We start from the raw sequence: 22,894 nt of genomic DNA on the forward strand, positions 1-22,894 counted from the left end.
GTGCTGACCTGGACCCTCGATGACGCCACGCTGTCCCCCCATGAGACATGTGAACGACAGGTGGCGGCAGAGGGTCCACAGATCCCGGCCGCAGTATGTGGCGGCGGCTGCTCTCGCAGCGCTGTTGGCAGGTGTGACCGCCACTCCCGGTATGGCCCACGACGCCGACCGGACCGTCGATCAGACCGATTCGACGACTCAGGGCAAGGTTGCCGAGAAGTCCCGATTCGCTCGGCAGCACGTCACTCTGATCACGGGTGACCGCGTCACTGTGGAGAAGGACCCGACTGGCCGCGAGAGCGTCTCGGTGGAACCTGCCGAGGGCCGCGAGCACATCAAGTTCTTGAAGCGTCAGGACCGTGGCGAGTGGACGGTCATTCCCGTCGACGCGCTTCCGCTGCTGACGGCGGACCGCCTCGACAAGGCCCTGTTCAACGTCTCGGCCCTGGTCGAGGAGAAGTACGCGGACCGGGCGAGCCTGCCGCTGATCGTCGAGTACGCGGGTGCGGCGGCCTCCGTCGAACGCCGGCTGACCACGGCCGGTGCCGAGAAGGTCCGCACCATCTCCGGGACCCCCTTCGCGACCCTGAGCGAACACCGCGACGACGCCGCGGAGTTCTGGAAGAGCATCGCCCCCGCCAAGGCCGGCGCCAAGGCGTTCGGGGCGGGTATCCAGCGGGTGTGGCTCGACGGTCGTGCCAAGGTCCAGCTCGACCGGACGGTGGCGCACATCGGAGCACCGCAGGCCTGGGAGAAGGGCTACAAGGGCGACGGGGTCAAGGTGGCGGTCCTCGACACCGGTTACGACCCGAACCACCCTGACCTCAAGGGCCTCGTCGTCGAAGCGGCCAACTTCACCACCGAGCCGAACACCGATGACTCCAACGGCCACGGCACCCATGTGACCTCGACCGTCGCGGGTTCCGGCGCGGCCTCCGGCGGCACGTACAAGGGCGTGGCGCCCGGTGCGAAGATCCTGTCGGGCAAGGTCTGCACCTCGGACGGCTGGTGCGACAACTCCGACATCGTCGAGGCCATGGCCTGGGCGGCCGAGCAGGGCGCCAAGGTGATCAGCCTCAGCCTGGGCGACACCGACACCCCGGACACCGACGTCATCGAGGCCATGGTCGAGACCGTCACCCGTGAGCACGGTGTCCTGGTCGTGGCCGCGGCCGGCAACAACGGTCCCGGCAAGGTCAACTCTCCCGCCTCCGCCGACCGCGCGCTGGCCGTCGGCGCCACCCAGATCAACGACGAGCTCGCCTTCTTCACCGCGCTCGGTCCCCGGGTGGGCGACTCCGGCCTCAAGCCCGACCTCGTCGCCCCCGGCGTCGGCGTCGTCGCCGCCAAGGCGGGCGGTACCACCGCCGACGACGGCTACATCGGCATGTCCGGAACCTCGATGGCCACGCCGCACGTCGCCGGTGCCGCCGCCATCCTGTTCCAGCAGCACCCCGACTGGACCCCGGAGCAGGTCAAGCGGCAGCTGATGCAGACCACGACCGGCGGCTTCGAACACGGCGCCTACTACCAGGGCGCCGGACGCGTCGACATCGCCCGGGCGGTCGGCCAGCAGGTCACCGCCGAGACCACCGCACTGTCCTTCGGCCAGATCCGCTGGACCGACGGCGGGCGGCCGCCGGTGGACAAGACGCTCACGTACCGCAACCCGGGCAGTGAGCCGGTCACCCTCGACCTCGCGCTCAACGCGACCTATCACGCGAAGAAGCCCGCGCCGGAGGGTCTGTTCCGCCTCAGCACCGACAAGGTCACCGTGCCCGCGCACGGAACCGCGGACGTCACCCTCACCGCCACCCCGGAGATCGCCACGATCTACGCGGCGTACAGCGGTGTGGTCACCGCCTCCACCGCGGACAAGACGGTCTCGGTGCGCACCCCCCTCGGCATGGACGTCGAACAGCCGGCCTACGACCTTCGCCTCAGCGTGAAGGACCGCTCGGGTGAAGCCCCCGACCACGCCTACCTGATCGTCAACTCGAACGACTACCAGTCCTACGAGGTGGAGCTGCACGGCAAGAGCAGCACCGTGCTGAGGCTGCCCAAGGGCAAGACCTACTCCGTCGGCGGCTTCCTCTTCGACGAGGCGTACACCGAGGGCACCGTGGTCGGTGTGCCGGAGGTCGCGTTGACCACCGACCGGGACGCCGCCATCGACGCCCGGAAGGCCAAGCCCGTCACGATCTCGGCCCCGAGCCGCTCGGCCCGGATGCTTTCCAACGAGTTCGGCACCATCGGGCTGTCCGACCACCTGTTCTCCGTCAACATGCCCGGCGCGATCGGCGGCGACCGCATCGAGGGCCTGTACGCGGCGCCGACCGCGAAGGTCAAGAACTCGAAGTTCACCTACCTGGTCAGCAGCATCTGGGCTGAGCCCGCCGCCGACGGCGCGAACCCGTCCTCGGTCTACTACCTCACCCGGCCGGTACACGGCGGCATCCCGGCGGACCCGTCCTACCAGCCCCGCACGTCGGAGCTGGCCAAGGTGACCACCACGTTCGCCGCCACCGCACCGGGAACCACCGCATACCGCTTCATCTACATGCACGTCGACAACGTTCGTTTCACCTCACACAGAATGGACGGGCTTCCGGTTCCGAACCGGCGGGTCGACTACTTCTCGGCGGCCGACGGCCTGCGCTGGCAGACCGCCTTCGACCAGTGGAACATCTTCGACCCGGACAGCCCCCGCGGACAGAGCTACCTCGGCACCCTGCACGGCTACAAGGCCGGCGCCAAGGTCGAGGAGCGCTGGAACCAGGGCGTGCAGGCCATGGGCTTCTCGCCCGAGGGCATGGACACCTACCGTGAGGGCGACGACATGTGGTTCGCCATCCAGGACGCCGCCAACGGCAACCTCGACCTGGTGGCGGGAACGTCGACCGGTAGCAAGCCCGAGTACGAGCTGCGACGCAACGGCGAATTGGTCCCGTACCACTGGGGCTATGCGGCAGTACCGACCGACGCCACCCCGGCCGACTACCGCCTGACGTTCCAGCAGAAGCGCGACCTCTCTCCCGTCAGCTCCGTCTCCACGGACCTGCGGGCGGAATGGCGGTTCCGGTCGCAGACCACGTCGGAACGCAAGGCGCTGCCGCTGTACGCGGTGCGCATGGCTCCGGAGCTGGACGAGTGGAACCGAGCCGATGACGGACGCAAGTTCGACATTCCGGTCCTGATCCAGCGAGCGCTCGGCGCCACCGAGTCGTCGATCGGTACCTTCACCACCGAGGTCTCCTACGACGAGGGCAAGACCTGGCGGACGGCCAAGGTCAAGGGCTCCGGTATGAAGCGGACCGTGACCGTGGACCACCCGCACCGCACCTCGGGCGGCTCGGTCTCGCTGCGCACGTACGTGAAGGACGCCGCGGGCAACTCCTTCAAGCAGACCGTGATCAAGGCCTACCTCCTCAAGTAGGCACCACCAGCAGTGAGGGCCCGCCGGAACCCGTCCGGCGGGCCCTCACTGCTGTTCCCGCATCAGAGGCTGTTCGCGACGAGACCGGGCCGCGACCAGGACGAGACCGGACGTCCTCCACCCTCCGTCATCGCTCCTGCACTGACTCCGTCAACGCTGTCCGAACGCGCCGTCGAACAGTTGCCTGGAGCGCACGCCGATGTCCAAAGAGCAGCCAGCGCGCCGCGAGGCGGTCACGGGAATGCCGCCCGCCGCCGGGCCGGTCATGCCCCCGCGCGCTCGCTCGTGTAAGGTCTCGCCGCTCGAGTCCTATGGCGGGGCTGTGACCTCGGGCTTCTTGCGGTGTCTCAGGCCGTGGCCAACCATCCAGTCTCACGGCCGTGTCCAAATCATCAGGCCGTCGCGGAAGACGATCCGCTGACCTGCGGTGTCTCACAAGCGGCCGCCGAGTGGCCATCGCTCGAGACCGAGCACCGACGGCACCAGCCACCTCGACGAGCGACGCGAGCGAACGAACCGCCCTCATCCCTCCCGCCGCCAGCCGAAGTCCATGCCCACCCAGCACGAACCAAGCGATCACGTTCGAAAAGCGGATGGCGTCTGAAGCATGGCCACTCCGTCGTCTTCGACGACAAGAACATCAGCCAGGCGTTCGCCACCAACTCCGTGCTGTCGGTGGGCTACGCGCTCGACCAGGTCGTCCCCCTGTTCACTGACGCCCTGAAGTGACGGGCCGGTCCCGAGGCGTGTGCCACACTCTGCGGCACGACAGATGATCACACCGCTAGGACGTTGAGCGTCGGTGAGCGTGACACGGAGCTCAGCGAGCGCCTCTCCCGCGGGCTGGACGAGATCAACTTCCCGGCCACCGGTACCACGGCGGCCGATCAGAGTTCCCTCTCGGTGAAGGTCCTTGACGACGCGGGCGAGCTGATCGGCGGTCTGGCCGCCTGGACCTGGGGCGGACTGCTCGGCATCGAGATGCTCTGGATCCGTGAGCGGAGCCGGGGCGACGGGTTGGGAGCCTCGATCCTTGAGGCCGCGGAGCAGGAGGCACTCCGCCGCGGCTGCGATCGCGCCTGCGTCTCCTCGTTCACCTTCCAGGCCCCGGAGTTCTACCGGCGCCACGGTTGCGTCGAGACCGGCCGGACCTTGGGGATCCCGGGCGGCGCCGAGGACGTCCATCTGTTCAAGTGACTGGCGTGACCGGCGCGCCGCTCACGCCGCCGTCCACGGAACACCCGGGGCGGTCACCGTTCAGGAGAACGGTGACCGCCCCGCGGTCGATTCTCCGGCGGTCGGCCGTCAGCGGACCGGGACGCCGGTCGGCGCGGTCGGCGCCGCCGACGGGTCCGTGCCGGCGGTCGCCGACGGGTTCGCTCCGGCGCCCGCCGGGGCGGCAACGGTGTCCGCCGGGGCGGCGACGGTGTCCGGTGCAGGCTGCGCAGGCGCCACGTTGAGTTCGGCGAGCATCGTCTTGGTGAAGCCGAAGTAGTACGTGGCGAGGAAGCCGCCCAGGTAGCCGACGGCCAGGCCGGCGGCGTAGACGGCCACCGTCTGGCCGAGTCCGTGATCGCCGTCGAGCAGCGGGAAGAGCGCCCAGCCCGACGGGCCGATCGCGGTGGAGCCGACATCGGTGCCCAGCTGGTTGAAGAGCCCGACGAACGCGCCACCGAGGGCGCCGCCGGTGCAGGCCGTGATGAACGGGCGGCCCAGCGGCAGGGACACACCGTAGATCAGCGGCTCGCCCACACCGAGGAAGCCCGGCCACAGCGCCGACTTGATGGTCGTACGGATCGAGGTGTTGCGGTGCAGCCGGAAGTAGACGGCGATCGCCGCGCCGACCTGGCCCGCGCCGGCCATCGCGAGGATCGGCAGCAGCACGGTGTAGCCCTGCTGCTCGATGAGGGTCGTGTGGATCGGGATCAGCGCCTGGTGCAAGCCCAGCATGACCAGCGGCAGGAACAGGCCGCCGAGGATCAGTCCGGCACCCGCGCCGCCGTTGGAGAGCAGCCAGTTGGCGCCCTCACCGATCTTGGTGGAGACCTCACCGGCGAGGAACATCAGCCCGAAGAGGGTGGCCAGACCGGCCACCAGCACGGTGATGGTCGGGGTGACCAGGACGTCGATGGACACGGGGACCCAGCGACGGCACCACTTCTCGATCTGCACGGCGAGCCACGCAGCGCCCAGGGCACCGAGGACACCGCCCTGACCTGGGGAGAGCTCCTGGCCGAACGCCTCCACGTTGGCCACGCCGGCGTAGACGATGATGGCGGCGACGGCGCCGCCGAGGATCGGTGTGCCACCGAACTCCTGCGCCGTGTTGTAGCCGACGAACACGGCGATGAGCGCCATGAACCCGGAGGCCATCGCGGCGAGCGCGGGGGTTATGCCGGGCAGCCAGCCCAGGTTGACGAGCAGGCCGTTCAGGCCCGCGATGATGCCGCAACCGATGAGGGCCGGGATCAGCGGTACGAAGATGTTCGCGATGCGGCGCAGCAGGAGCTTGAAGGGGGTGGCGTTCTGCGCCTTGCGCTCCGCGCGCAGCGCCGCGCCCTGCGCGGCGAGGTCCTCGGCGGTCACGGGCTCGCCGCCCGGGACGCCGCCTGCCGCGGGGGCGGCCGCGGGAGCCCCGGCGCGCTCGTTCTCGACCAGGGTCTCGAATTCCGGGGTGACGCGGGCGACGGTGCCCGGTCCGAGCACGATCTGGTAGGTGTCGTCGTCGACGACGCCCATCACCGCGGGCAGTGCCTTGAGCTGTTCCTCCTGCACCAGGGTCCGGTCGTGCAGGCCCAGCCGGAGCCGGGTCATGCAGTGGGCCACCGACGCCACGTTCCGCGCTCCTCCGACGAGGGGCAGGATGGCGGCCGCGGTGTCGCGGTACTTGTTCTCGTTCGCCAAGAGATCGGCCTTGCTGTGAGTATCGGCTGGTACGTCAGGCGGCTGCGGTTTCGAGGGCCCTGCGCAGGTGCCCGTGCGCGTCCTGGAGAAGGCGCTCGGCCGTCCGTGCGTCGACGGATCCGAGCAGGGTGAGAATGGCGTTCTTGACCTCGCCGCCGGTGGCGGCGAGCGCCGCGGCGATGGCCTCGTCGGAGGCGTCGGTCGCGAGGCCCACGATCCGGTGGGCGCGCGCCCGCAGCTTCTCGTTGGAGGCGCGGACGTCGACCATCAGGTTCCCGTAGGTCTTGCCGAGTCTGATCATGGTGATGGTGGAGAACATGTTGAGCACCAGCTTCTGCGCGGTGCCCGCCTTGAGCCGGGTCGAGCCCGTCACGGTCTCCGGGCCGACCACGACCTCGATGCCGTGATCCGCGGCCGCCGCCAGCGCGCTGCCGGCGTTGCAGGACAGTCCCACCGTGAGCGCGCCGAGGGACCGCGCGTGGCGGACGGCCTCGACGGCGTACGGGGTACGGCCCGAGGCGGAGATGCCGACCACCACGTCGTCGGCGGACAGCTTCAGCCCGTCCAGGTCCTGCCGGGCCTCCTCCTCGGAGTCCTCGGCACCCTCGACGGCGGTGACCATGGCGGCGGGCCCGCCGGCGATGAGGCCCACGACCTGCGAGGGGTCGGTGTTGAAGGTGGGCGGGCACTCGGAGGCGTCCAGCACGCCGAGCCGTCCGGCGGTGCCCGCCCCGGCGTAGACGAGCCGTCCGCCCCGGGCCATCCGCTCGGCCATGCCGTCGATCGCGGCGGCGATCTCGGGGAGCCGGTCCTCGACCGCCGCGCTGACGGTCGCGTCCTCGGCGTTCATGTGGCGGGCGATGTCCAGCGTGGACAGGCGGTCGATGTCCGCCAGTTCGGGGCGGTACGCCTCCGTGGCCATGGTGGCCAGCTGGTCACGCAGTAGGCCGTTCCCCACGGCGTCCTGGGTAGACATGAACGTTCACAGCTCCTGTGGTTCGGACATTCTGGTGGCTTCGGTGTCTCTGGCGCGTTTCAGTCATACGCGACGGAGAGCGGGGTCGGCTGGTCCGTGTGACACGAGAGACAGCGATGAAATTTTCTTTCACTTCGCTCCGACCACATGAAACATATTTTCAGCTCAGAGTCGCGTCAAGACTCCACAGGCGATCAGTGGGTCACATCCCGGCCACGGCCGGGGCGGTGGCCTCGTCGAGGAGTTCGAGGATGTGCCGGTAGGGCCGCCCGGTGGCGCGGGTCATCCCGATCTCGCAGGTCCGGTTGCAGGAGGCGTAGGCGTCGTACGTCCGGGTGTTGATCTCGGCGGCCTGACGTGCCGTGGCCACCGCGGTGACCTCGGGGTGCAGCAGTCCCCGGTCACCTGCGAAGGCGCAGCAACCCCACGAGTCGGGCACGGTCACGTCCGGACTCAAGGCGGCGGCTACGGTCCGCAGGGCGTCGTCGGCGCCCAGGTGGGTGGTCGAACAGGTGGGGTGCAGGGCCATGGACCCCAGGGGCCGTACAGCGGGCAAGGCGGGCAGCAGCCGCTCGGCGGTGAAGGCCACGCTGTCCACGAACCGCAGGGCCGCATAACGGGCACGGTCCTCCTCGGGCAGCGAGTCGGCCAGCCGTTCCAGACCGTGCGTACAGGAGGAGGCGTCGCAGACGACGGGCAGCCTGCCGTGGTCGGTGGCCGTCCACATGGCGTCCAGCGTGCGGACCGCCATGGTGCGGTGGCCCTGCGTGTACCCCTTGGACTGCCAGGGCGTGCCGCAGCACAGGCCGCCCAGTCCGTCCGGTACGGCGACCGGGACCCCCGCCCGTTCACACAGGCGCAGGAACGCGTTCGCCGATCCCACAGTCCGGTCGGCGCCCTCCTCGGGGGCGAAGAGGCTGCCGATGCACGCGGCGAAGAACACGGCCTCCGCCTCGGCGGGATGCCGTGGAGCGGGGCGGTCCGGCCCGCTGCGCGGCATGTCGCGGGTCCATACGGGCACCAGTTCCCTGGCGCCCAGTCCGCGCACCGCCCGGGCTGCCGCCCGGGTGACGGGCAGCGGGACGGCATGGGCGGCCTTGAGCGCCGTACGGACGCCCGTGACCGTGCCTTCCCAGTGCCGCGCCACCCGGTCGGCGACACCTTGGGCCGCCTTGCCGTGCCGGTCCGCGCGCAGCCGTTTCATGACCTCGCCCGTGTCGATGTGGACGGGGCAGGCGGTGACGCACAGGCTGTCGACCGCGCAGCTGCCGACCGCCGCGTAGCCGTAGTCGTCCTCCAGGGCGCGGCGCCTGTCGTCGTCGCCCGCGGCTTCGGCGAGGGCGATCTCGCGCAGCAGGGCGATGCGCTGACGCGGGGTCGTAGTGGCGTCGGCCGTGGGGCAGACGGGTTCGCAGTAGCCGCACTCGACGCAGGCGTCCACGGCCGGGTCGACCTCCGGAACGCTCTTCAGGTGACCGAGGTGCGCTTGGGGGTCGTCATCGAGCAGGACGCCGGGGCTCAGCAACTGGTGCGGGTCGCACAACCGCTTGAGCTCCCGCATCACCTCGTAGAGTTCGTCGCCGTACTGGCGTCGGACGAACGGGGCCATGGCACGCCCGGTGCCGTGCTCGGCCTTGAGCGTGCCACCGGCTCCGAGGACTAGGTCGACCATGTCGTCGGTGAAGCGGGCGTAGCGGTCCAGTTCTCCGCCGGAGTCGAAGTCCTGGGTCAGCATGAAGTGCAGGTTGCCGTCCCGCGCGTGCCCGAAGATCACCGCGTCGTCGTAGCCGTGCCGGGCGAACAGGTCGATCAGGCCCTCGCCGGTGGCGGTGAGCCGCTCCATCGGCACCGCCACGTCCTCCAGCAGGGCCGTCGTGCCGGGGCGGCGCGCGCCGGCGACCGCGGTGTACAGCCCCTTGCGCAGCCGCCACAGCCGGTTCCGCTCCCCCGCGTCACGGGTCAGCACGGCCGGGGCGACCGTGGGCAGCAGCCGCAGCGCGGGGTGGGCGGCGGCGACGGCGTGTTCCAGCGCCTCGGCGTCGTCCTCCGCGAACTCGACGAGCAAGGCCGCGTGGCCGGTGACGGTGAGGCCGCGCAGGGCCTCCACCGGGTCGGCGGACCGTTGCGCCACCCGCAGGGAGGCGGCGTCAAGGAGTTCCACGGTGCGGGCCCCGGCGGCGAGCAGCGCGGGCAGGCAGTCGGTCGCCTCGGCGAACCCCGGGAGTACGAGCAGTCCGGTGGCGGTGTGCGGCAGGAGCGGGACCGTGCGGAAGACGGCCTCCGCGACGAACCCGAGAGTGCCCTCACTGCCGATCATGAGCCGGGCGAGGATGTCGGCCGGGGTGGAGTGGTCGAGGAACGAGTTCAGTCCGTACCCCATGGTGTTCTTCATGGCGAAGAGCCGCTCCACCGTGGCCCGCGACGCGGCCGATCCGCGGACCCGTTCCCGCAGTCGCAGCAGCCCCGCGTGCAGTTCGGGCTCGCGCGCCCGCAACGCCTCGTCGGCGTCGGCGTCCGCGGTGTCGACGACGGTGCCGGAGGGCAGCACGAACCGCAGGGACTCGATGGTGCGGTAGGCGTTGTCCCGGGTGCCGCAGTTCATGCCGCTGGAGTTGTTGGCCACCAGGCCGCCGATGGTGCAGGCGCTCTCACTCGCCGGGTCCGGGCCGAGTCGGCGGCCGTACCGGGCGAGCCGGGCGTTGGCCTGGCGGACGGTCAGTCCGGGCTGGAGACGGACCCGGTGCCCGTCGTCGAGGATCTCCGCGTTGCGCCAGTGCGTGCGTACGTCGATCTGGATGCCGTCGCCGCCGGCCTGACCGGCGAGGCTGGTGCCGCCCGAGCGCAGGGTCATCGAGACGCCGGCCGCGCGGGCCCCGGCCATCAGCGCGCCGACCTCGCCGGCCGACGCCGCGCGGACCACCGCGCGAGGGGTGAACAGGTACGGGGAGGCGTCGTGGGCCGCAGCAATCCTGCGGGGCAGCGCGGTCGTCACCCGGGCCGGGTCGCCGACGCACGAGGCGAGGAGTTCGGCCAGGCGCTGGTCGGAGGGGGGTGTGACGGAGGCGGGCGTAGCGGGGGCGGGCGTGGCGGAGACGGTGGGGTGGCTCATGGCTCCTCGGCGGCGCCGCCGGTTCGGCGCGGGACGACGGTGGGTCTGTGCGCGGCGACCGGGTGCGCGGCGGCGCGGCCCACTCGGTGGGCCGGGGCCTGTCGGCGCGCGGTCCGGCCGGGCCGCGGCTCAAGGGAGTATCGGGATCAACATCGCGGCATGTCAATAACTTACGTCTGGATTGTGTGACATGAAATTTAATTACATGCGGGGGGTGGGCAGGCCGGGGCGCATGGCGGACCGGAACTCCGGGGCTCCGGCAGGGAGGGGATCTGGGGCCTCTGCAGGGAGGGGATCCGGAGCTCCCACAGGTGGGGGACTCGCGAACGGCTCGCGTGCCGTCGGAGGTGCTACGGGCGACGCCGCCGGCGCCGCTGCACGGCGGTGTAGGTCTCCTGGAGGGCCGCCGCGGCGGCTTCGTAGGAGCGTTGCGCCACGGCGACGAACAGGCAGTCGATCAGGGCCAGCTGGGCGATCCGGCTGACCGTGGCCCCCGAACGGAACGGTGTCTCGCGGGCGGAGGTGGTGAGGACGAGGTCGGCCGCCTCCGCCAGGGCGGACTGGGGGAAGTTCGTGAGCGCGACGGTGGTGGCTCCCCGAGCGGCGGCCGCAGCCAGCGGCTCGACAGTGTCCTCCGTCTCCCCTGAGTGGGAGATGCCGATCGCCACGTCGCCGGGCCCCAGCAGCGCGGTCGCCGTCAGGGCGGCGTGGACGTCCGTCCACACGAACGCGATATGGCCGACGCGGTGCAACTTCTGGTGCAGGTCCTGGCCGACGAAGGCGCTGGCGCCGACGCCGAAGATGTCGATGCGCCGGGCCGCGGTGATGGCGTCGACGGCCCGGCCGAGGACCTCGGGGTCGACGCTGCGGGCGGTCTCGTCGAGCGCGCGGACCTCGTTGTAGATGATCTTCTTGACGATCTGTTCCAGGGTGTCGGACGGATCGATGTCGGTCCCCAGCGCCGACTGCTCCCCGCCGACCGCCCGCTCGTGCGCGACCGCGGCGGCCAGGGCGAGCCGCAGCTGGGGGTAACTGCCGAAGCCGAGCGTCCGGCAGAAGCGCAGAACGGTGGCGGGTGACGTGGCGGCTCGTTGGGCGAGCACGCCGATGGAGAGTTCCGAGCTTCCGGCCGGGTCCGAGATCACGGCGTCGGCCACCCGCCGCTCCGAGGGCGGCAGCGTGGGCCGGCCGGCGCGGATACGGGTGAGGGCGTCTGCTCCATTCCCGCCAGCGGGGCCGCGCTCCGGCTCCGGCGTGGGGGGCTCGTCCCGGCGGCTCATCGGCTTCCTCCTGCACCGGGCGACGGGGGTGTACGCACCTTGACAGGCAGTTAATCACAAGACCGGGTCACGTCGGTGACGCGGCGGGCGGTACCTGAGTGGGCCTGCTCGTGCCCGCGCACACGGGGGCGGGGGCGATGGTCCCGGGGCGACGACGGGCGGCGGAACGGGAGGCGGGGCGTGGGCAAAGGACCTCCGCCGCCCTCGGCCCCGGCCGCCCAGGCCGCCTCAATCCGATGACACCGCCCTACGCCCACAGAGCGCAACGGCTGACAGCTTGACTATCAACCTGGATCCACCGTGCGATAGTCGGTCTGCGGACGTCGAAGTAAGAAGAGGTGCCCGCTGACCTGGGATGATGAGAGTTCCTACCCCTCATCAGTCCCACAAAGCAAGGCACCTCTGAAGTCAGAGTCACCCACACCCCGGCGACGCTGTTCGCCGCGTTCGACGACCCGGACCTGATCGCGCATGCCGGGCTCGTGCCGACGATTCGCCTGGCCGCGCGGTGCGGTCTGCCCGCCCTGGCGGCCGAGAAGGTAAACCTGACCGGCGCGAGGAACGGTGCCGGTACAGCAGCCGACACGAAAGCCTTGCCGGTCGTGGGCGGGACGGTGGCCGGCGCGGACAGCATCGATGACCTGGACGTACTGCGCCACGGCGGGCTGCCGCGCTTGTTCGGCGGCGTGCGCGCGCCGTCCACGCTGGGCACGTTCCTGCGCGCCTTCACCTGGGGGCATGTGGGCCAACTCAAGTCTGCCATACGGGCGTTCACCTGCACGCTGGCCGCGCACACCGGTCTGGTTCCCCGGCAGGAAGAGGTGCTGTTCGTGGACATCGATTCCAAGGTCAAGCAAGATCTGCTTCGCGACCAAGAACGAGCACTTCCGGCGAATGCTGCAGCGCGCCATCGACGCCGCGGTGCCGTTCGCGTGGGTGACCGCGGACGAGGCATACGGACAGGTCAAGCACACACGGTCCTGGCTGGAGGAACGCCGGGTGGCGTATGTCCTGGCGACCAAGGTCAACGACACCGTGGTCACGACCGGCTGGGCCGAGTCCCGGGTCGACAAGCTTATCGCCGCGCTGCCCCGGCAACGCTGGAAGCGTCTGTCGGGCGGGCAGGGCGCGCACGGCGAACGGATCCACGACTGGGCGCGCGTGGCGATCCGCCCCTGCTGGGAGAACGGCTTCGGCCACTGGGTGCTGGCCCGCCGCAGCGTGGCCGACCCCACCGAGATCGCCTACTACGTCTGCTACGGGCCAGCCGCCTCCCGACTGAAAGACCTGGTCAAAGTCGCCGCGCGCCTCGACCACCAGGCTGTCACCTGGCTGCTGGAACGCTATGGATCCCCGGCTGCCCTGCGGAAAGCCGGCCGCCGCAGACTCGTCGAGCTGATCCGCCCCAAGGCCCCGCGCATGGCCGCCCGGCTCATCGACGACGTCTTCGACGCGCTCGACGAACAGACTGTCGTCGTTCCGGGCACCGGCACCCTCGACGTGGTCATCCCGTCCCTGGCGCGCTCGCTCGCGGCCGTCCACGAACAACGCCGGGCCCTGGAAGCCCAGATCAGCGAACTGCTGGAAGCCCACCCTCTTTCCCAGGTCCTGACGTCGCTGCCCGGCGTCGGCGTCAGGACCGCCGCCGTCCTGCTGGTCACCGTCGGCAACGGCACCAGCTTCCCCACTGCCGCTCACCTCGCCTCCTACGCCGACCTCGCTCCGGCCACGAAGCAGTCGGGCACCTCGATCCACGGCGAACACGCACCCCGCGGCGGGAACCGGCAGCTCAAACGCGCGATGTTCCTGTCCGCGTTCGCCGCCCTGCACGACCCCACCTCCCGCGGCTACTACGACCGGTGCCGGGCCCGTGGCAAGACCCACACACAGGCCCTTCTCCGCTTGGCCCGGCACCGCATCAGCGTCCTGTTCGCCATGCTCCGCGACGGAACCTTCTACGAGGCACGCGGCCCCGAAACTGCCCACGCATGACCAGCTTGAGCTTGACGAAGGACATAGAGGCACCCCCCGCGCTACGCCGGGCCGAGCCGGTCAACCAGGAGATGGTCTCCGCGGTCGTGGACGTCGCGTACGAGCTGTCCACCCGCCGCAGGGAAGCAGACGACATCCCCGGCGCCCTGTGGGCCGCTCACCGCGGCCTGCTCGCTGCCGAGGAGAGCGAGATGCTGCACCGCCCAATCCTTCCTTGCGCACCACGCTGCCGGAGACATTGACGCCCTGCGCGAGGCTGCCGCCCGTCTCGCCCGCAGCAACGAGCAGCTGCTCGGCGGCGTCGACATGGAAGCCGAGACCGCCGAACTGCTGCACAACCTGCTGCCCCGACCGATCACCCGCGCTCGTTGACGGACGGACTCCACGCGAGGACGGGTCGCCGTCTCGGGCCTCCTCAAACCCACCACGTAGTAGACCGTCTGACTCAGTAGGTGCTTTTCGACCTCGAAGCCGCAGGTCAGGGCGGGCTGTGTGGCTCACGAGGCAGAAGCCGCCGTTTCAGTTTCGCGTGTCGAAAACGACATATCGAGACGGCACTGGAGCGACAATCCGTTCACAGAGACCCCTGATCGCGTTCGCCGAGCCGCCCGACGCCGCGATCGCGTCCCCTCGACCGGCCGGAACAAGAGGTTCGTCATAGATGACCGAGCGGCTCGGAGCGGGGCCCGGAAGCGCGGGCAGGGGAACGACGAGCACAGAAAGGACCGAGATGACTGACGATGTCCAGATCGCGAACCGCCGGCTCGACGCGAGCGGGAACGAGGCGCTGATCGGCATGGCTCGGATGGGCGCGGATGCGTTCGGATACACAGCGGAGCTGCGGATCGACCGCGGCCTCGCCCAGCTCCTGCGCCTGCGGGTCTCGCAGCTCAACAACTGCACCTACTGCCTCAACCTGCACTACAAAGCGGCGCGCGAAGCGGGCATCCCCCGAGCCAAGATCGACACGCTGACCGCGTGGTGGGAGACCGAGCTTCACTCCGAGGCCGACCAGGCGGCACTCCGCTACGCCGAGGCGCTCACCCGCGCCTCCGACACCGACCGCGACGCGGCCTTCCAGCGCTTCCACGACGCGCTCGCTGCGCACTTCAGCCCGGAGGAGATGCTCGAGATCGTCGCCGTCGTCGTCAACATGAACGTCTGGACCCGCATCAAGCTTGCCGAGGGCGCGATGCCGGGCCCGGCGGACTGAGCGGCTCCCGTAGCTCCCTTCATCGGGGGAGGCGACGCCCTGCCCGCTGTCCCGGCCGACGCCCTGGCGTGGCGCTCGGTTGACAAGGTCCCGCGGTACCCCGCGCCGTCAGATCCAATTCCGTCGCTTGAACAGGAGGTACAGAACGACTGAGCAACACAGCCGACCTGACCTGCGGCTTGAGGTTGAAAAGCACCTACTCAGTCCTGCGCTTCCGCCTCCTGCTCCCTCTCCTGGTCGGGCGCGTCGTTGTGCGCAAGGTGTCCGACCGCGGAGTAGGCCTTGCTCAGCTTGTCGTTCAGGTCGCCGGCTCCGAGGCCGCGGGGCGCCCCTGGCCCGGGCTGCACGGCAGCCCGGGCCAGGGCATCCTGCCCATGTGAGGCCGCGCGTTCCCAGCAAGCCTCGCCCACGGAAGCCCGCTGGGCCCGACAGGAGGATCACACAGTGACCAAGAACCTCGACGGCATGGCCGCCCAGGACGGCGCACGTGTGCCGCCTGAGCACATCCCAACCGCCGTCACCGCAGGAACCCTCCTCTACAGCGACGGCGCGACGCAGACCTTCGACCCCGACGGAGCCACCCGCTACCTCGAGGCCGGGCGCCGGACGGAGGGGACGTGGACCGTAGACGAGAGCGGCCACTTCAGCTCCTTCTGGCCGCCCTCCTACCGGGCCTCCTACGATCTCCGATGGGTAGTGGAGCAGGGCCAGGTCGTCGGCCTCCGGTTCACGGACCTCAACAGCGGAGCCCGCTTCGACGGCCGCTACCAGTAACGACTGGGTCGGCGATTGAAGCCGGGACCTGCTCTCCTGGCGGTTCGGCTGGTGGTTGATCAGCAGGTGCTCTGTCGGGCGAGCACCAGTTCGGTGCTGTGGGAGGGCTGGGTGGCCCGCTGGGCGGCGCGGTCGGAGACCACTCCCGCGATGGCGCTGTATGTCTCGGCGCAATCTTCGCGGCGCCCGTGTAGCGCTGCAGTGGCCGCCACTGTCGCATTTCGGCGTTGGCGTGCTCGACGACGATGCGGCGGGAGGACTGGCGGCGGCGCATCTCGCGCCAGGCCCGCTTGTCGCCTTCCGGCGCGTCGTCCTTGGGCTTCTTCGGCGGGGCGGTGACCTGGCCGGGGAACTCGTTGGCCAGGCCTCGGTAACCCTCGTCGACCTCGGCTTTCACCTTCAGGTGGAGGCGCAGTTGCTCGGCGATGCCCTCGGTGCCCACGGCAGTCTGGTCGTGCATGCGCCCCGGCCGGTCAGCGCCGTTCCACAGGGTGCGGCCCTGGTGGTCGCTGATGATGGTGTTCTGTTTCTTCTTGCCGGAGACGAACGCGCGGCGTCCGGGCCGGTGGGCCCGCGGTCGGCGGACCTGCTGAAAATCTTGTTGTGGGGCTGTCCGGCCTGGGCCGGGGCGGCCCCTTTTCCGATACCCCAAGAACCCGGCAGGCCAGGCGGTGCGGGACATGGTGCTGGGCCCTCTGATTACCGATGAACGCGGGCTCGCCCGGCTCGGGTTGCTGGATGGCATGCCCGCTTGCACGGACATGAAGAGCCGGCCCTCGTCGAAGACTGCGACGTCACCGCGCTCGACGCCCCGTTCCACGACGAGGGGAACATCGCTACGGCGGGCGGCTGCCTCGCGTCACAGTATCTCGCCACGTGGGTGATCACCCGAATGCTCGGGGAGGACGCCGCGCGGGACGTCATCGGCTACGTAGCTCCGGTCGGCGAGAATCAGGAGACCGTCGAGCGCGCCATGCACGCCGTCCACGCGGGCGAGGTTGCACTGTGCTGACGCCCCGCGAATCCTCTGGGTTGCCGCTTCGTCGTCCAAGACTCAAACCACCGCAAAGTTGCGGTCATCAGGACGCGGATGACCGCGTCTGTCTCCGTGATCGCGAAGACTGTCACGCAGGAGAGCCACAAGGGTGCGCCCCCATGGCTCACTGAGTCCGGCCTTGTTCTTACTGGCTATCTCGCCCCATTCGACCCCACCCTGCCACGCCGTCGGCACGTAGAGGCTTGGGCTGCCACGGGGCGAGAGATCGGGGCCCGTAAGCTGGCCGCGAATCAGGCCTGGGCCTTCGTCCTTGGAGCGGGTAACGGGAATCGAACCCGCGCTCTGAGCTTGGGATCACTGCGCTTCTTCACTCGGATTCCGGTCTGACCTGTGACAACGGTGCCACGGCGAGCCCTTACCGACCTGTCGGGCACGTGCTCGATTCTAGGTAGGTCCGGACCACTCAGGGAGCCCACTGGCGGGGGACGACATAGCATGGCAGACCCGGACGAAAGGGTCACTGTCATGCCCCGAGCGATCTGGCGCGGCGCCATCAGCTTCGGCCTGGTCACCATCCCCGTTCCAGGTCGTCGCAGCCGCCGAATCCCGCGACATCACCCTGCACCGCGTCCACGAGAAGGACGGGGCTGAGCGATGACAGGAATACCGAGATGACCGCCTCGTACGAAACCATCAAGACCAGGCTGGACGGCAACGTCCTGTCCGCCACGTTCAACGCACCGCCGATGAACCTCATCGGTCCCGAGGTCGTGCGGGACCTGGTCGCACTGCTCGAGGAACTGTCACACCCGACCGCCCCACGCGTGGTGATCTTCGACAGTGCGGACGCCGACTTCTTCTTCCCGCACGTCGACATGACGAAAGTCCCCGAGTACACCGCTGAGGCCGCCAAGGCCGGAGGCCCCGGCGATGCCTCCCTGGGAATGCTGTTTCGCAAGCTGAGCCAGCTCCCGGCTGTCACCATCGCCAAGCTGCGCGGCCGTGCCCGGGGAGCGGGCAGTGAGTTCCTCCTTGCCTGCGACATGCGCTTCGCCTCCCGGGAGAACGCCATCCTGGGCCAGCCCGAAGTGGGAATCGGAACACCCCCCGGCGCGGGCGCGATCCAGCACCTCACCCGTCTGCTGGGCCGGGGCCGTGCCCTCGAAGCCGTGCTGACGTCGTCGGACTTCGACGCCGACCTCGCCGAACGCTATGGATGGGTCAATCGTGCGGTCCCTGACGCCGAACTGGACGAGTTCGTAGCAGGCATCGCCGCGCGCATGAGCGGCTTCCCCCGCGATGCGCTGATCGCAGCCAAGTCGGCAATCAACGCCATCAGCCTGCCAGCTCCTGCCGAAGTACGCGCAGACGCCGCACTGTTCCAGCAACTCGTCCGAGGCGAGGGAGTACAGCAGCGCACGGCTGAGCTGTTCAAGCACGGCTTCCAGACCCGTGGTGCCACCGAACTCGGCCTCGGAGACGCCCTGGGCGACTTGAAGGCCGTCGACTGATGAAGAACTGCCGTGAGGTCGGTGGAGTCTCAATGGCTGAGGCAAGCCAGAGGGCCTCGTCAAGTTGATGCCCCTGGCCGGCCGTAGGGCTTGAACCTGTGGCCCCATCCTTATCAGGTCGATCACGAGGGGTCGGCGACGTCGGTCAACCGGCGGTGGTCCTCGGCTGATCGTCCGCTGAGGTTCGGCGCTGACCGCCGCCGTCCGGGCCTGGTGGTGTCAGGCGTTGATGTCAGCCGCCACAGGCGCACTTGACAAGTTCGCCACTCACCCTCTCAAGCTGCGGCACGGTCATCACTCCGGGCAGCCCCGCCGACGGACGGAGACTCAGCGGCGGGTGAGCCACCGGCCTACGCCGATCACCGCGGTGATCAGGACGGCCAGGACGACCGCAATCGCGATCTTCGTACCCGTGTCCATGACGTTGAACAGCGGCGGTGACTGGCGGAACGCGTCGATCATGTCCGTCACCGCGGACGGCGGTGGCGAGGTCCGGCTCGAAGGACCCCGGGAACCGCTGTCCCCGCCCTCGTGCGCACCCGACGGTCTCCTGAACCACTTCCGAAGGCGCTCGAGAACGAAGAAGTCGCAACGTCGCTGGACCTCGCCCTCAGCACCCTGCCGCCCACACACTGGGCCATCGAAGCCATGCTCGATGCCGCCTTCAAACCGAGCCAGAACCGGCAACCCGTCGGCCACTAACACGGGTCACGAGGCGCCCGTCGGCGGCCTGCGGCTGCGGCTGCGGCTGCGGCTGCGGCAGCACGGCGCAGCCGCCCCGCATCAACATCCCCGCAGTTCAGAGTGTCGTACAAGGCAGCGCCCCTGCACCGACGCGAGCGAGTCAACTTCTCGGCCGCAAACGACCCAGCCTGTTGGCTCTGTCGTTTGCGCCTTGTCGCGCTCCCGACTGCCCCCTACGACAGGGCGGTCACGGGTCGCATCTACCAGCGAAAGGTGGCGTTCAGGTCCTTTGCGGTACGGGTCCGTTGACCAGAACCCACGCCGAGCGTGCGCGGTTGCGCACGTTGACCCCGGCGACGTGGTCGGCGGGGCCAGCGAGCCCGCACCGACGACAGCAGAAGGCGTCCCGGACGGGACGATTGCGCCTCGCCGTGTGCCCGCATCTGGGGCACATCTGCGAGGTGTAGCGGGCGTCCACCCAGATCACCGGCACCCCGGCCCACCGAGCCTTGTACCGAATGTGCTCTTCGAGCTGGTGGAACGGCCAGGAGGAGAGCGTGGCCCGCTGGTCGCGAGAAGGCCGTACCCGGTCACGGATGCCACTCAGTTCTTCGAGGGCGATGCCGCGTCCGGTGCTCCCCCAGAGCTTCGCCTGGGAGGCACCCCCAGCGACGGCCACGATCTCCTTACTGATCCTGTGATTGACATGAGTAGCGTGCCGGGCCTCGCGGCGCGCCCGGCGTTTGGCCCGCCTGGTGGCGGAGCGGGTCTGCTTCGCCTGCAACTCGGCCCGCTTGCGGGCGTGCCAGCGCCGGTAGCGGCCAAGACGGCGGCCCTGGTAGTTGTCCCCGTCGGACGTGGTGGCGAGGTTGGCGATGCCCCGGTCCACACCGATCCAGTCCGCCGGGTGGGTGTTGAGCGGGGCCTCCGGGATCTCGCAGGTGGCGATCAGGAACCACATGCCGGCCCGGTGCACGAGATCCGACTCGCCCCGCCGGTATTTCTCGAGCATCGCCAACTGGCCGGGGTGCCCGGTGTACCGGACGTTCTTGATCCGCCCGGCCACGGTCCAGATGCTGATGGTCCGCGCGTCGTGCTGCCACGACAGGATCCGGTCGTCGTAGGGCTGGGCCGCATCGGGGCGGAAGACGACCGGCTTCTACTCCGCACGCCTGCGCCGCCTCGACCCGTTCGGGCCGAGGTTTCCCGCCCGGATGTTCCCCCGCAACGTGGCGTAGGCGTCCACGACCTTCTTCACCACCCGCACGGCCGGCTGGGCAGCGAGCCCGAACTCCGACTTCAAGCGGGCGTAGACGAGCTTCTGCAGCTCGTTGCGAGAGGTGGTGCCCGTCTCGTACGCGACCACCGATACCGCATCAGCCGCCCGGTTGCACACGCGCAGGGTCGCCGCCAAAGCCGCCGCCACCTCCGGCGACGGCAACAGCTTCACCTGCACCACGACCTTCACCCCTTCAACCTAACCGCCACCACTGACAACAGCCGAAAGCACAGGTCACGACCAATGCGACAGAGATCTCCGCCGCTCCGCGGCTCCGCTCCAAGGACCCATTCCTCCCCGGCCTGAAGGCCGGGGCATCCTGGGAGAAGTCAGGTGAAGAGGCCGCCTTGCCACTGACCGACACCATGTCTGCCGCCGCCCCGTCATGAGGAGTACAGAGGCGAGCGGAGGCGAAGACCGTGAGGGCCGCTACGGTGAAGCCGTCTTCCGTCCGGAACAGGCGGGCGAGGACGAGCGCATCGACCTCGGCGCACTGGCCTACGACGACACGACCCTGACGCGGCTCACGGAACTGGGCGCCGGCCCGGGCTGGCACTGTCTGGACGTCGGTGCCGGCACCGGCTCCGTGGCGCGACTCCTGCTGAGCCGGGCCGGTGTGGCGGACGTACTCGCCGTCGACCGCGACGTGCGCTTTCTCACCGACCGTCCCTTCCCGGGCCTCACCGCCATGGAGGCGGACATCACCGACCCGGCCTTCGATCCCGGTCGACCCGGTCGGTTCCAGCTGGTCCACGCACGCTTCGTCGTCATGCACCTGCCCTCCCCGGAGAAGCTGATCACCAAGCTGAGCGGCCTCGTCGCCCCCGGTGGAGTCCTCGTCCTCAGCGACGCGATCGACCTGACCACGGAAACGGCGCCCATCACCCCGTACACCCGGGTCATGCGGGCGATGTGGCAGGGCCTCCGCGGCACCATCGGCACGGACATCACCTGGGTGACGCACTGCCCGCAGCTCCTGCGCACGGCAGGACTCACCTCCGTGGCCGCCGAGATCCATGTGCCTCCGCTGCTGCCCGGCAGCCCCATCAGCCGCTTCTGGGCCGACACATGGGAGCGCGCACGGGAGGCGATCGTGGCCACCGGGCTGGTCGACGACGAGGCGATCGACGCAGCGAGGTGCTATCTGGACTCGCCCGACTGTGCCGCATTGTCACCAGGGATGATCACCACATGGGGATGGAAGCCCGCGGATGCAGCATGGAGGGCTCCGCAGGGATAGTGGCGCTGCCCACCCGGCGCGGCGCACGCATGCGTACGCCTCTTGTCCAGTCGGGGCCGCACGCGTGAGCTGCTGCCCGCGGGGCCGCCCGGGTGCCGCGAGCGCGGACGACGGGACAGCCGTCGGCCACGGGCCCGGCATCTGCCGGGTGTGCTGCGCGTGCGTGCGCGCCTGCCGACGATCAGTTGACGGCATCGGGTCCGCTGTCGGCGAACCCGCCTGGGTGCTCGGTGTTCGCCTGCTTGGGTGTCGGGATGGAGATCTTGGTTCTGGGCGGAACAGCGTGGGTGGGCCGTGAGCTCGCGAGGCAGGCGATCGAGCGCGGTCATCGGGTGACGTGTCTGGCTCGAGGCACGAGCGGTGAAGTCGCGGACGGAGCGACACTGGTGGCCGCCGACCGGCGCGACCCTACGGCGTACAGGCCGCTGCTCGACCGTGAATGGGATGCGGTCGTCGAGGTGTCCTGGCAGCCGGGCTTCGTGCGCGGGGCGCTCGCTGCCATGGGCGCCAGGGCCAGGCACTGGGCCTATGTCTCGTCGATAAACGCCTACGCCTCCCACGCCACGCCGGACGCGGACGAGTCCGCGGCCGTCCTTGCTCCGACCGACCGAGGCGAGGTCGACCGCGCGTTGTACGGAGAGGCGAAGGTCGCCTGCGAGCAGGAGTCGGCGGCCGTCGTGGGCGACCGCCTCCTCATCGCACGCGCCGGTCTCATCGGCGGCCCCGGCGATCACAGCGGACGCTCCGGCTACTGGGCGGCCCGTGCCGCACGCGATCCGCAGGGGCCGATGCTGGTTCCCGATGCACCGGACATGCCGACGCAGGCAGTGGACGTGCGGGACCTCACGGCCTGGCTGCTCGACGCCGCGGAGACGGAGACCGTCGGCACGTACGACGCTGTCGGTCCGGTCGTTCCGTTCAGGGAGTGGATCGAGCTGTCCCGCTCCGTTGGCGGGCACACCGGTCGGGTGGTCACCGCCGACTCGGCGTGGCTGCTCGCGAACGGCGTAGCCCAGTACATGGGGCCCGAGTCGCTGCCGATGTGGCTGGTCGAGCCGGGTTCGGAAGGCTGGTCGGCCCGGAACGGCGCCGCGGCGCGCGCCGCAGGGCTCCGTCATCGGCCCCGGGCGGAGCTGCTGGCCGACACGGTGCTCTGGGAACGCGAGCAGGGGCTGGACCGGGAACGACGAGCCGGCCTCAGCGCCCAGCGCGAGCGCGAGCTGCTCGACGCTCTCGGCTGACAGCTCTGGCCTCCCCCTGTTCGCGCCACGCCTCGAGGCGACGCCGCTTGGTGCCTGGTCGATGTGAGGTGGGAACGCAACGTCGAGGCGCCTGGTGAGCCGGTGCGTCACCCACGATCAGCAGGGCATCTCGCTGCGGCACGAGCGCCAGGGCGAGACCTGCTTGGCAGCATGGTGTCGCGGGATGCGTCTTGCCTGACTCGAGCTGAGGGCGAGGCTGCGGCTGCGGGCGAGGCCTGCGGCTGCGGCTGCGGCTGC

The 22,894-nt window shown here is 70.0% G+C and carries 17 protein-coding genes and 5 pseudogenes; 13 read left to right on the forward strand and 9 right to left on the reverse strand.

From position 1 onward, the window contains the following. Nucleotides 1-133 precede the first annotated feature (133 nt). From ACWCP0_RS08350 to ACWCP0_RS08360, 3 genes and pseudogenes are all read left to right on the forward strand, one after another. Complete coding sequence (locus tag ACWCP0_RS08350) at nucleotides 134-3,436, forward strand: S8 family peptidase (RefSeq protein ID WP_451078079.1); 3,303 nt, start codon at nucleotides 134-136, stop codon at nucleotides 3,434-3,436. Between the two features lie 600 nt (nucleotides 3,437-4,036). Further along, nucleotides 4,037-4,165, forward strand: a pseudogene (locus ACWCP0_RS08355) (iron-siderophore ABC transporter substrate-binding protein); the annotation flags it as partial. 63 nt (nucleotides 4,166-4,228) lie between these two features. Further along, nucleotides 4,229-4,633, forward strand: coding sequence for a GNAT family N-acetyltransferase (locus ACWCP0_RS08360; protein WP_451078080.1), 405 nt, complete (start codon nucleotides 4,229-4,231; stop codon nucleotides 4,631-4,633). Nucleotides 4,634-4,741: 108 nt separating this feature from the next. Here ACWCP0_RS08360 and ACWCP0_RS08365 read toward each other — a convergent pair whose 3' ends face one another. The 4 genes from ACWCP0_RS08365 to ACWCP0_RS08380 form a co-directional block, all read right to left on the reverse strand. Continuing rightward, a complete protein-coding gene (locus ACWCP0_RS08365) occupies nucleotides 4,742-6,340 on the reverse strand; it encodes a PTS transporter subunit EIIC (RefSeq protein ID WP_451078081.1) in 1,599 nt (532 codons plus the stop codon). Nucleotides 6,341-6,374: 34 nt separating this feature from the next. Beyond that, nucleotides 6,375-7,316, reverse strand: coding sequence for an N-acetylmuramic acid 6-phosphate etherase (murQ, locus tag ACWCP0_RS08370; protein ID WP_451078082.1), 942 nt, complete (start codon nucleotides 7,314-7,316; stop codon nucleotides 6,375-6,377). Between the two features lie 202 nt (nucleotides 7,317-7,518). Beyond that, entirely contained in the window at nucleotides 7,519-10,425 is a 2,907-nt protein-coding gene (locus ACWCP0_RS08375) for an FAD-binding and (Fe-S)-binding domain-containing protein (protein WP_451078083.1), read from the reverse strand. 350 nt (nucleotides 10,426-10,775) lie between these two features. Next, entirely contained in the window at nucleotides 10,776-11,705 is a 930-nt protein-coding gene (locus tag ACWCP0_RS08380) for a MurR/RpiR family transcriptional regulator (RefSeq protein ID WP_451078084.1), read from the reverse strand. A gap of 377 nt (nucleotides 11,706-12,082) precedes the next feature. Between ACWCP0_RS08380 and ACWCP0_RS08385 the strand changes: the two are divergent. From ACWCP0_RS08385 to ACWCP0_RS08405, 5 genes and pseudogenes are all read left to right on the forward strand, one after another. Further along, nucleotides 12,083-12,458: pseudogene (locus ACWCP0_RS08385) on the forward strand (IS1380 family transposase); the annotation flags it as partial. Between the two features lie 48 nt (nucleotides 12,459-12,506). Further along, nucleotides 12,507-13,007: pseudogene (locus tag ACWCP0_RS08390) on the forward strand (transposase); the annotation flags it as partial. A 3-nt stretch (nucleotides 13,008-13,010) separates the two neighbouring features. Then, nucleotides 13,011-13,697: pseudogene (locus ACWCP0_RS08395) on the forward strand (transposase); the annotation flags it as partial. After that, nucleotides 13,694-13,939 carry a hypothetical protein gene (locus ACWCP0_RS08400; protein WP_451078085.1) on the forward strand — a complete coding sequence of 82 codons (246 nt, stop codon included), beginning with the start codon at nucleotides 13,694-13,696 and terminating at the stop codon, nucleotides 13,937-13,939. The pseudogene ACWCP0_RS08395 and the gene ACWCP0_RS08400, both read left to right, overlap by 4 nt. 488 nt (nucleotides 13,940-14,427) lie before the next feature. Beyond that, complete coding sequence (locus ACWCP0_RS08405) at nucleotides 14,428-14,910, forward strand: carboxymuconolactone decarboxylase family protein (protein WP_451078086.1); 483 nt, start codon at nucleotides 14,428-14,430, stop codon at nucleotides 14,908-14,910. Between the two features lie 200 nt (nucleotides 14,911-15,110). Here ACWCP0_RS08405 and ACWCP0_RS08410 read toward each other — a convergent pair whose 3' ends face one another. Continuing rightward, nucleotides 15,111-15,257, reverse strand: coding sequence for a hypothetical protein (locus ACWCP0_RS08410; RefSeq protein ID WP_451078087.1), 147 nt, complete (start codon nucleotides 15,255-15,257; stop codon nucleotides 15,111-15,113). Nucleotides 15,258-15,354: 97 nt separating this feature from the next. Here ACWCP0_RS08410 and ACWCP0_RS08415 point away from each other — a divergent pair, with 97 nt between their 5' ends. Further along, nucleotides 15,355-15,684 (forward strand): hypothetical protein, encoded by a 330-nt coding sequence (locus tag ACWCP0_RS08415; RefSeq protein ID WP_451078088.1) that lies wholly within the window; start codon nucleotides 15,355-15,357, stop codon nucleotides 15,682-15,684. Here the strand turns inward: ACWCP0_RS08415 and ACWCP0_RS08420 are convergent. After that, nucleotides 15,647-16,447 carry a transposase family protein gene (locus tag ACWCP0_RS08420; protein WP_451078089.1) on the reverse strand — a complete coding sequence of 267 codons (801 nt, stop codon included), beginning with the start codon at nucleotides 16,445-16,447 and terminating at the stop codon, nucleotides 15,647-15,649. The genes ACWCP0_RS08415 and ACWCP0_RS08420 overlap by 38 nt on opposite strands. Here ACWCP0_RS08420 and ACWCP0_RS08425 point away from each other — a divergent pair. Both ACWCP0_RS08425 and ACWCP0_RS08430 read left to right on the forward strand, forming a co-directional pair. Then, a pseudogene (locus ACWCP0_RS08425) lies at nucleotides 16,401-16,696 on the forward strand (AraC family transcriptional regulator); the annotation flags it as partial. The gene ACWCP0_RS08420 and the pseudogene ACWCP0_RS08425 sit on opposite strands and share 47 nt — an antisense overlap. Before the next feature lie 656 nt (nucleotides 16,697-17,352). Further along, on the forward strand, nucleotides 17,353-18,192 hold the full coding sequence (locus ACWCP0_RS08430; protein WP_451078090.1) for an enoyl-CoA hydratase/isomerase family protein: 840 nt from the start codon (nucleotides 17,353-17,355) through the stop codon (nucleotides 18,190-18,192). Nucleotides 18,193-18,519: 327 nt separating this feature from the next. Here ACWCP0_RS08430 and ACWCP0_RS08435 read toward each other — a convergent pair whose 3' ends face one another. The 3 genes from ACWCP0_RS08435 to ACWCP0_RS08445 form a co-directional block, all read right to left on the reverse strand. Further along, on the reverse strand, nucleotides 18,520-18,654 hold the full coding sequence (locus tag ACWCP0_RS08435) for a hypothetical protein (protein ID WP_451078091.1): 135 nt from the start codon (nucleotides 18,652-18,654) through the stop codon (nucleotides 18,520-18,522). A 502-nt stretch (nucleotides 18,655-19,156) separates the two neighbouring features. Continuing rightward, the gene (locus ACWCP0_RS08440) at nucleotides 19,157-19,942 is read right to left on the reverse strand and encodes an RNA-guided endonuclease InsQ/TnpB family protein (RefSeq protein WP_451078092.1); all 786 of its coding nucleotides are present in this window, start codon (nucleotides 19,940-19,942) and stop codon (nucleotides 19,157-19,159) included. Between the two features lie 93 nt (nucleotides 19,943-20,035). Then, complete coding sequence (locus ACWCP0_RS08445) at nucleotides 20,036-20,344, reverse strand: hypothetical protein (RefSeq protein WP_451078093.1); 309 nt, start codon at nucleotides 20,342-20,344, stop codon at nucleotides 20,036-20,038. Between the two features lie 196 nt (nucleotides 20,345-20,540). On the opposite strand from ACWCP0_RS08445, the gene ACWCP0_RS08450 reads away from it, so the two are divergent. Further along, nucleotides 20,541-21,395 (forward strand): class I SAM-dependent methyltransferase, encoded by an 855-nt coding sequence (locus tag ACWCP0_RS08450; RefSeq protein ID WP_451078094.1) that lies wholly within the window; start codon nucleotides 20,541-20,543, stop codon nucleotides 21,393-21,395. A 254-nt stretch (nucleotides 21,396-21,649) separates the two neighbouring features. Next, nucleotides 21,650-22,636 (forward strand): NAD-dependent epimerase/dehydratase family protein, encoded by a 987-nt coding sequence (locus tag ACWCP0_RS08455; RefSeq protein WP_451078095.1) that lies wholly within the window; start codon nucleotides 21,650-21,652, stop codon nucleotides 22,634-22,636. Nucleotides 22,637-22,894: the final 258 nt, after the last annotated feature.

This window comes from Streptomyces sp. NPDC001970 (genome assembly GCF_053594115.1).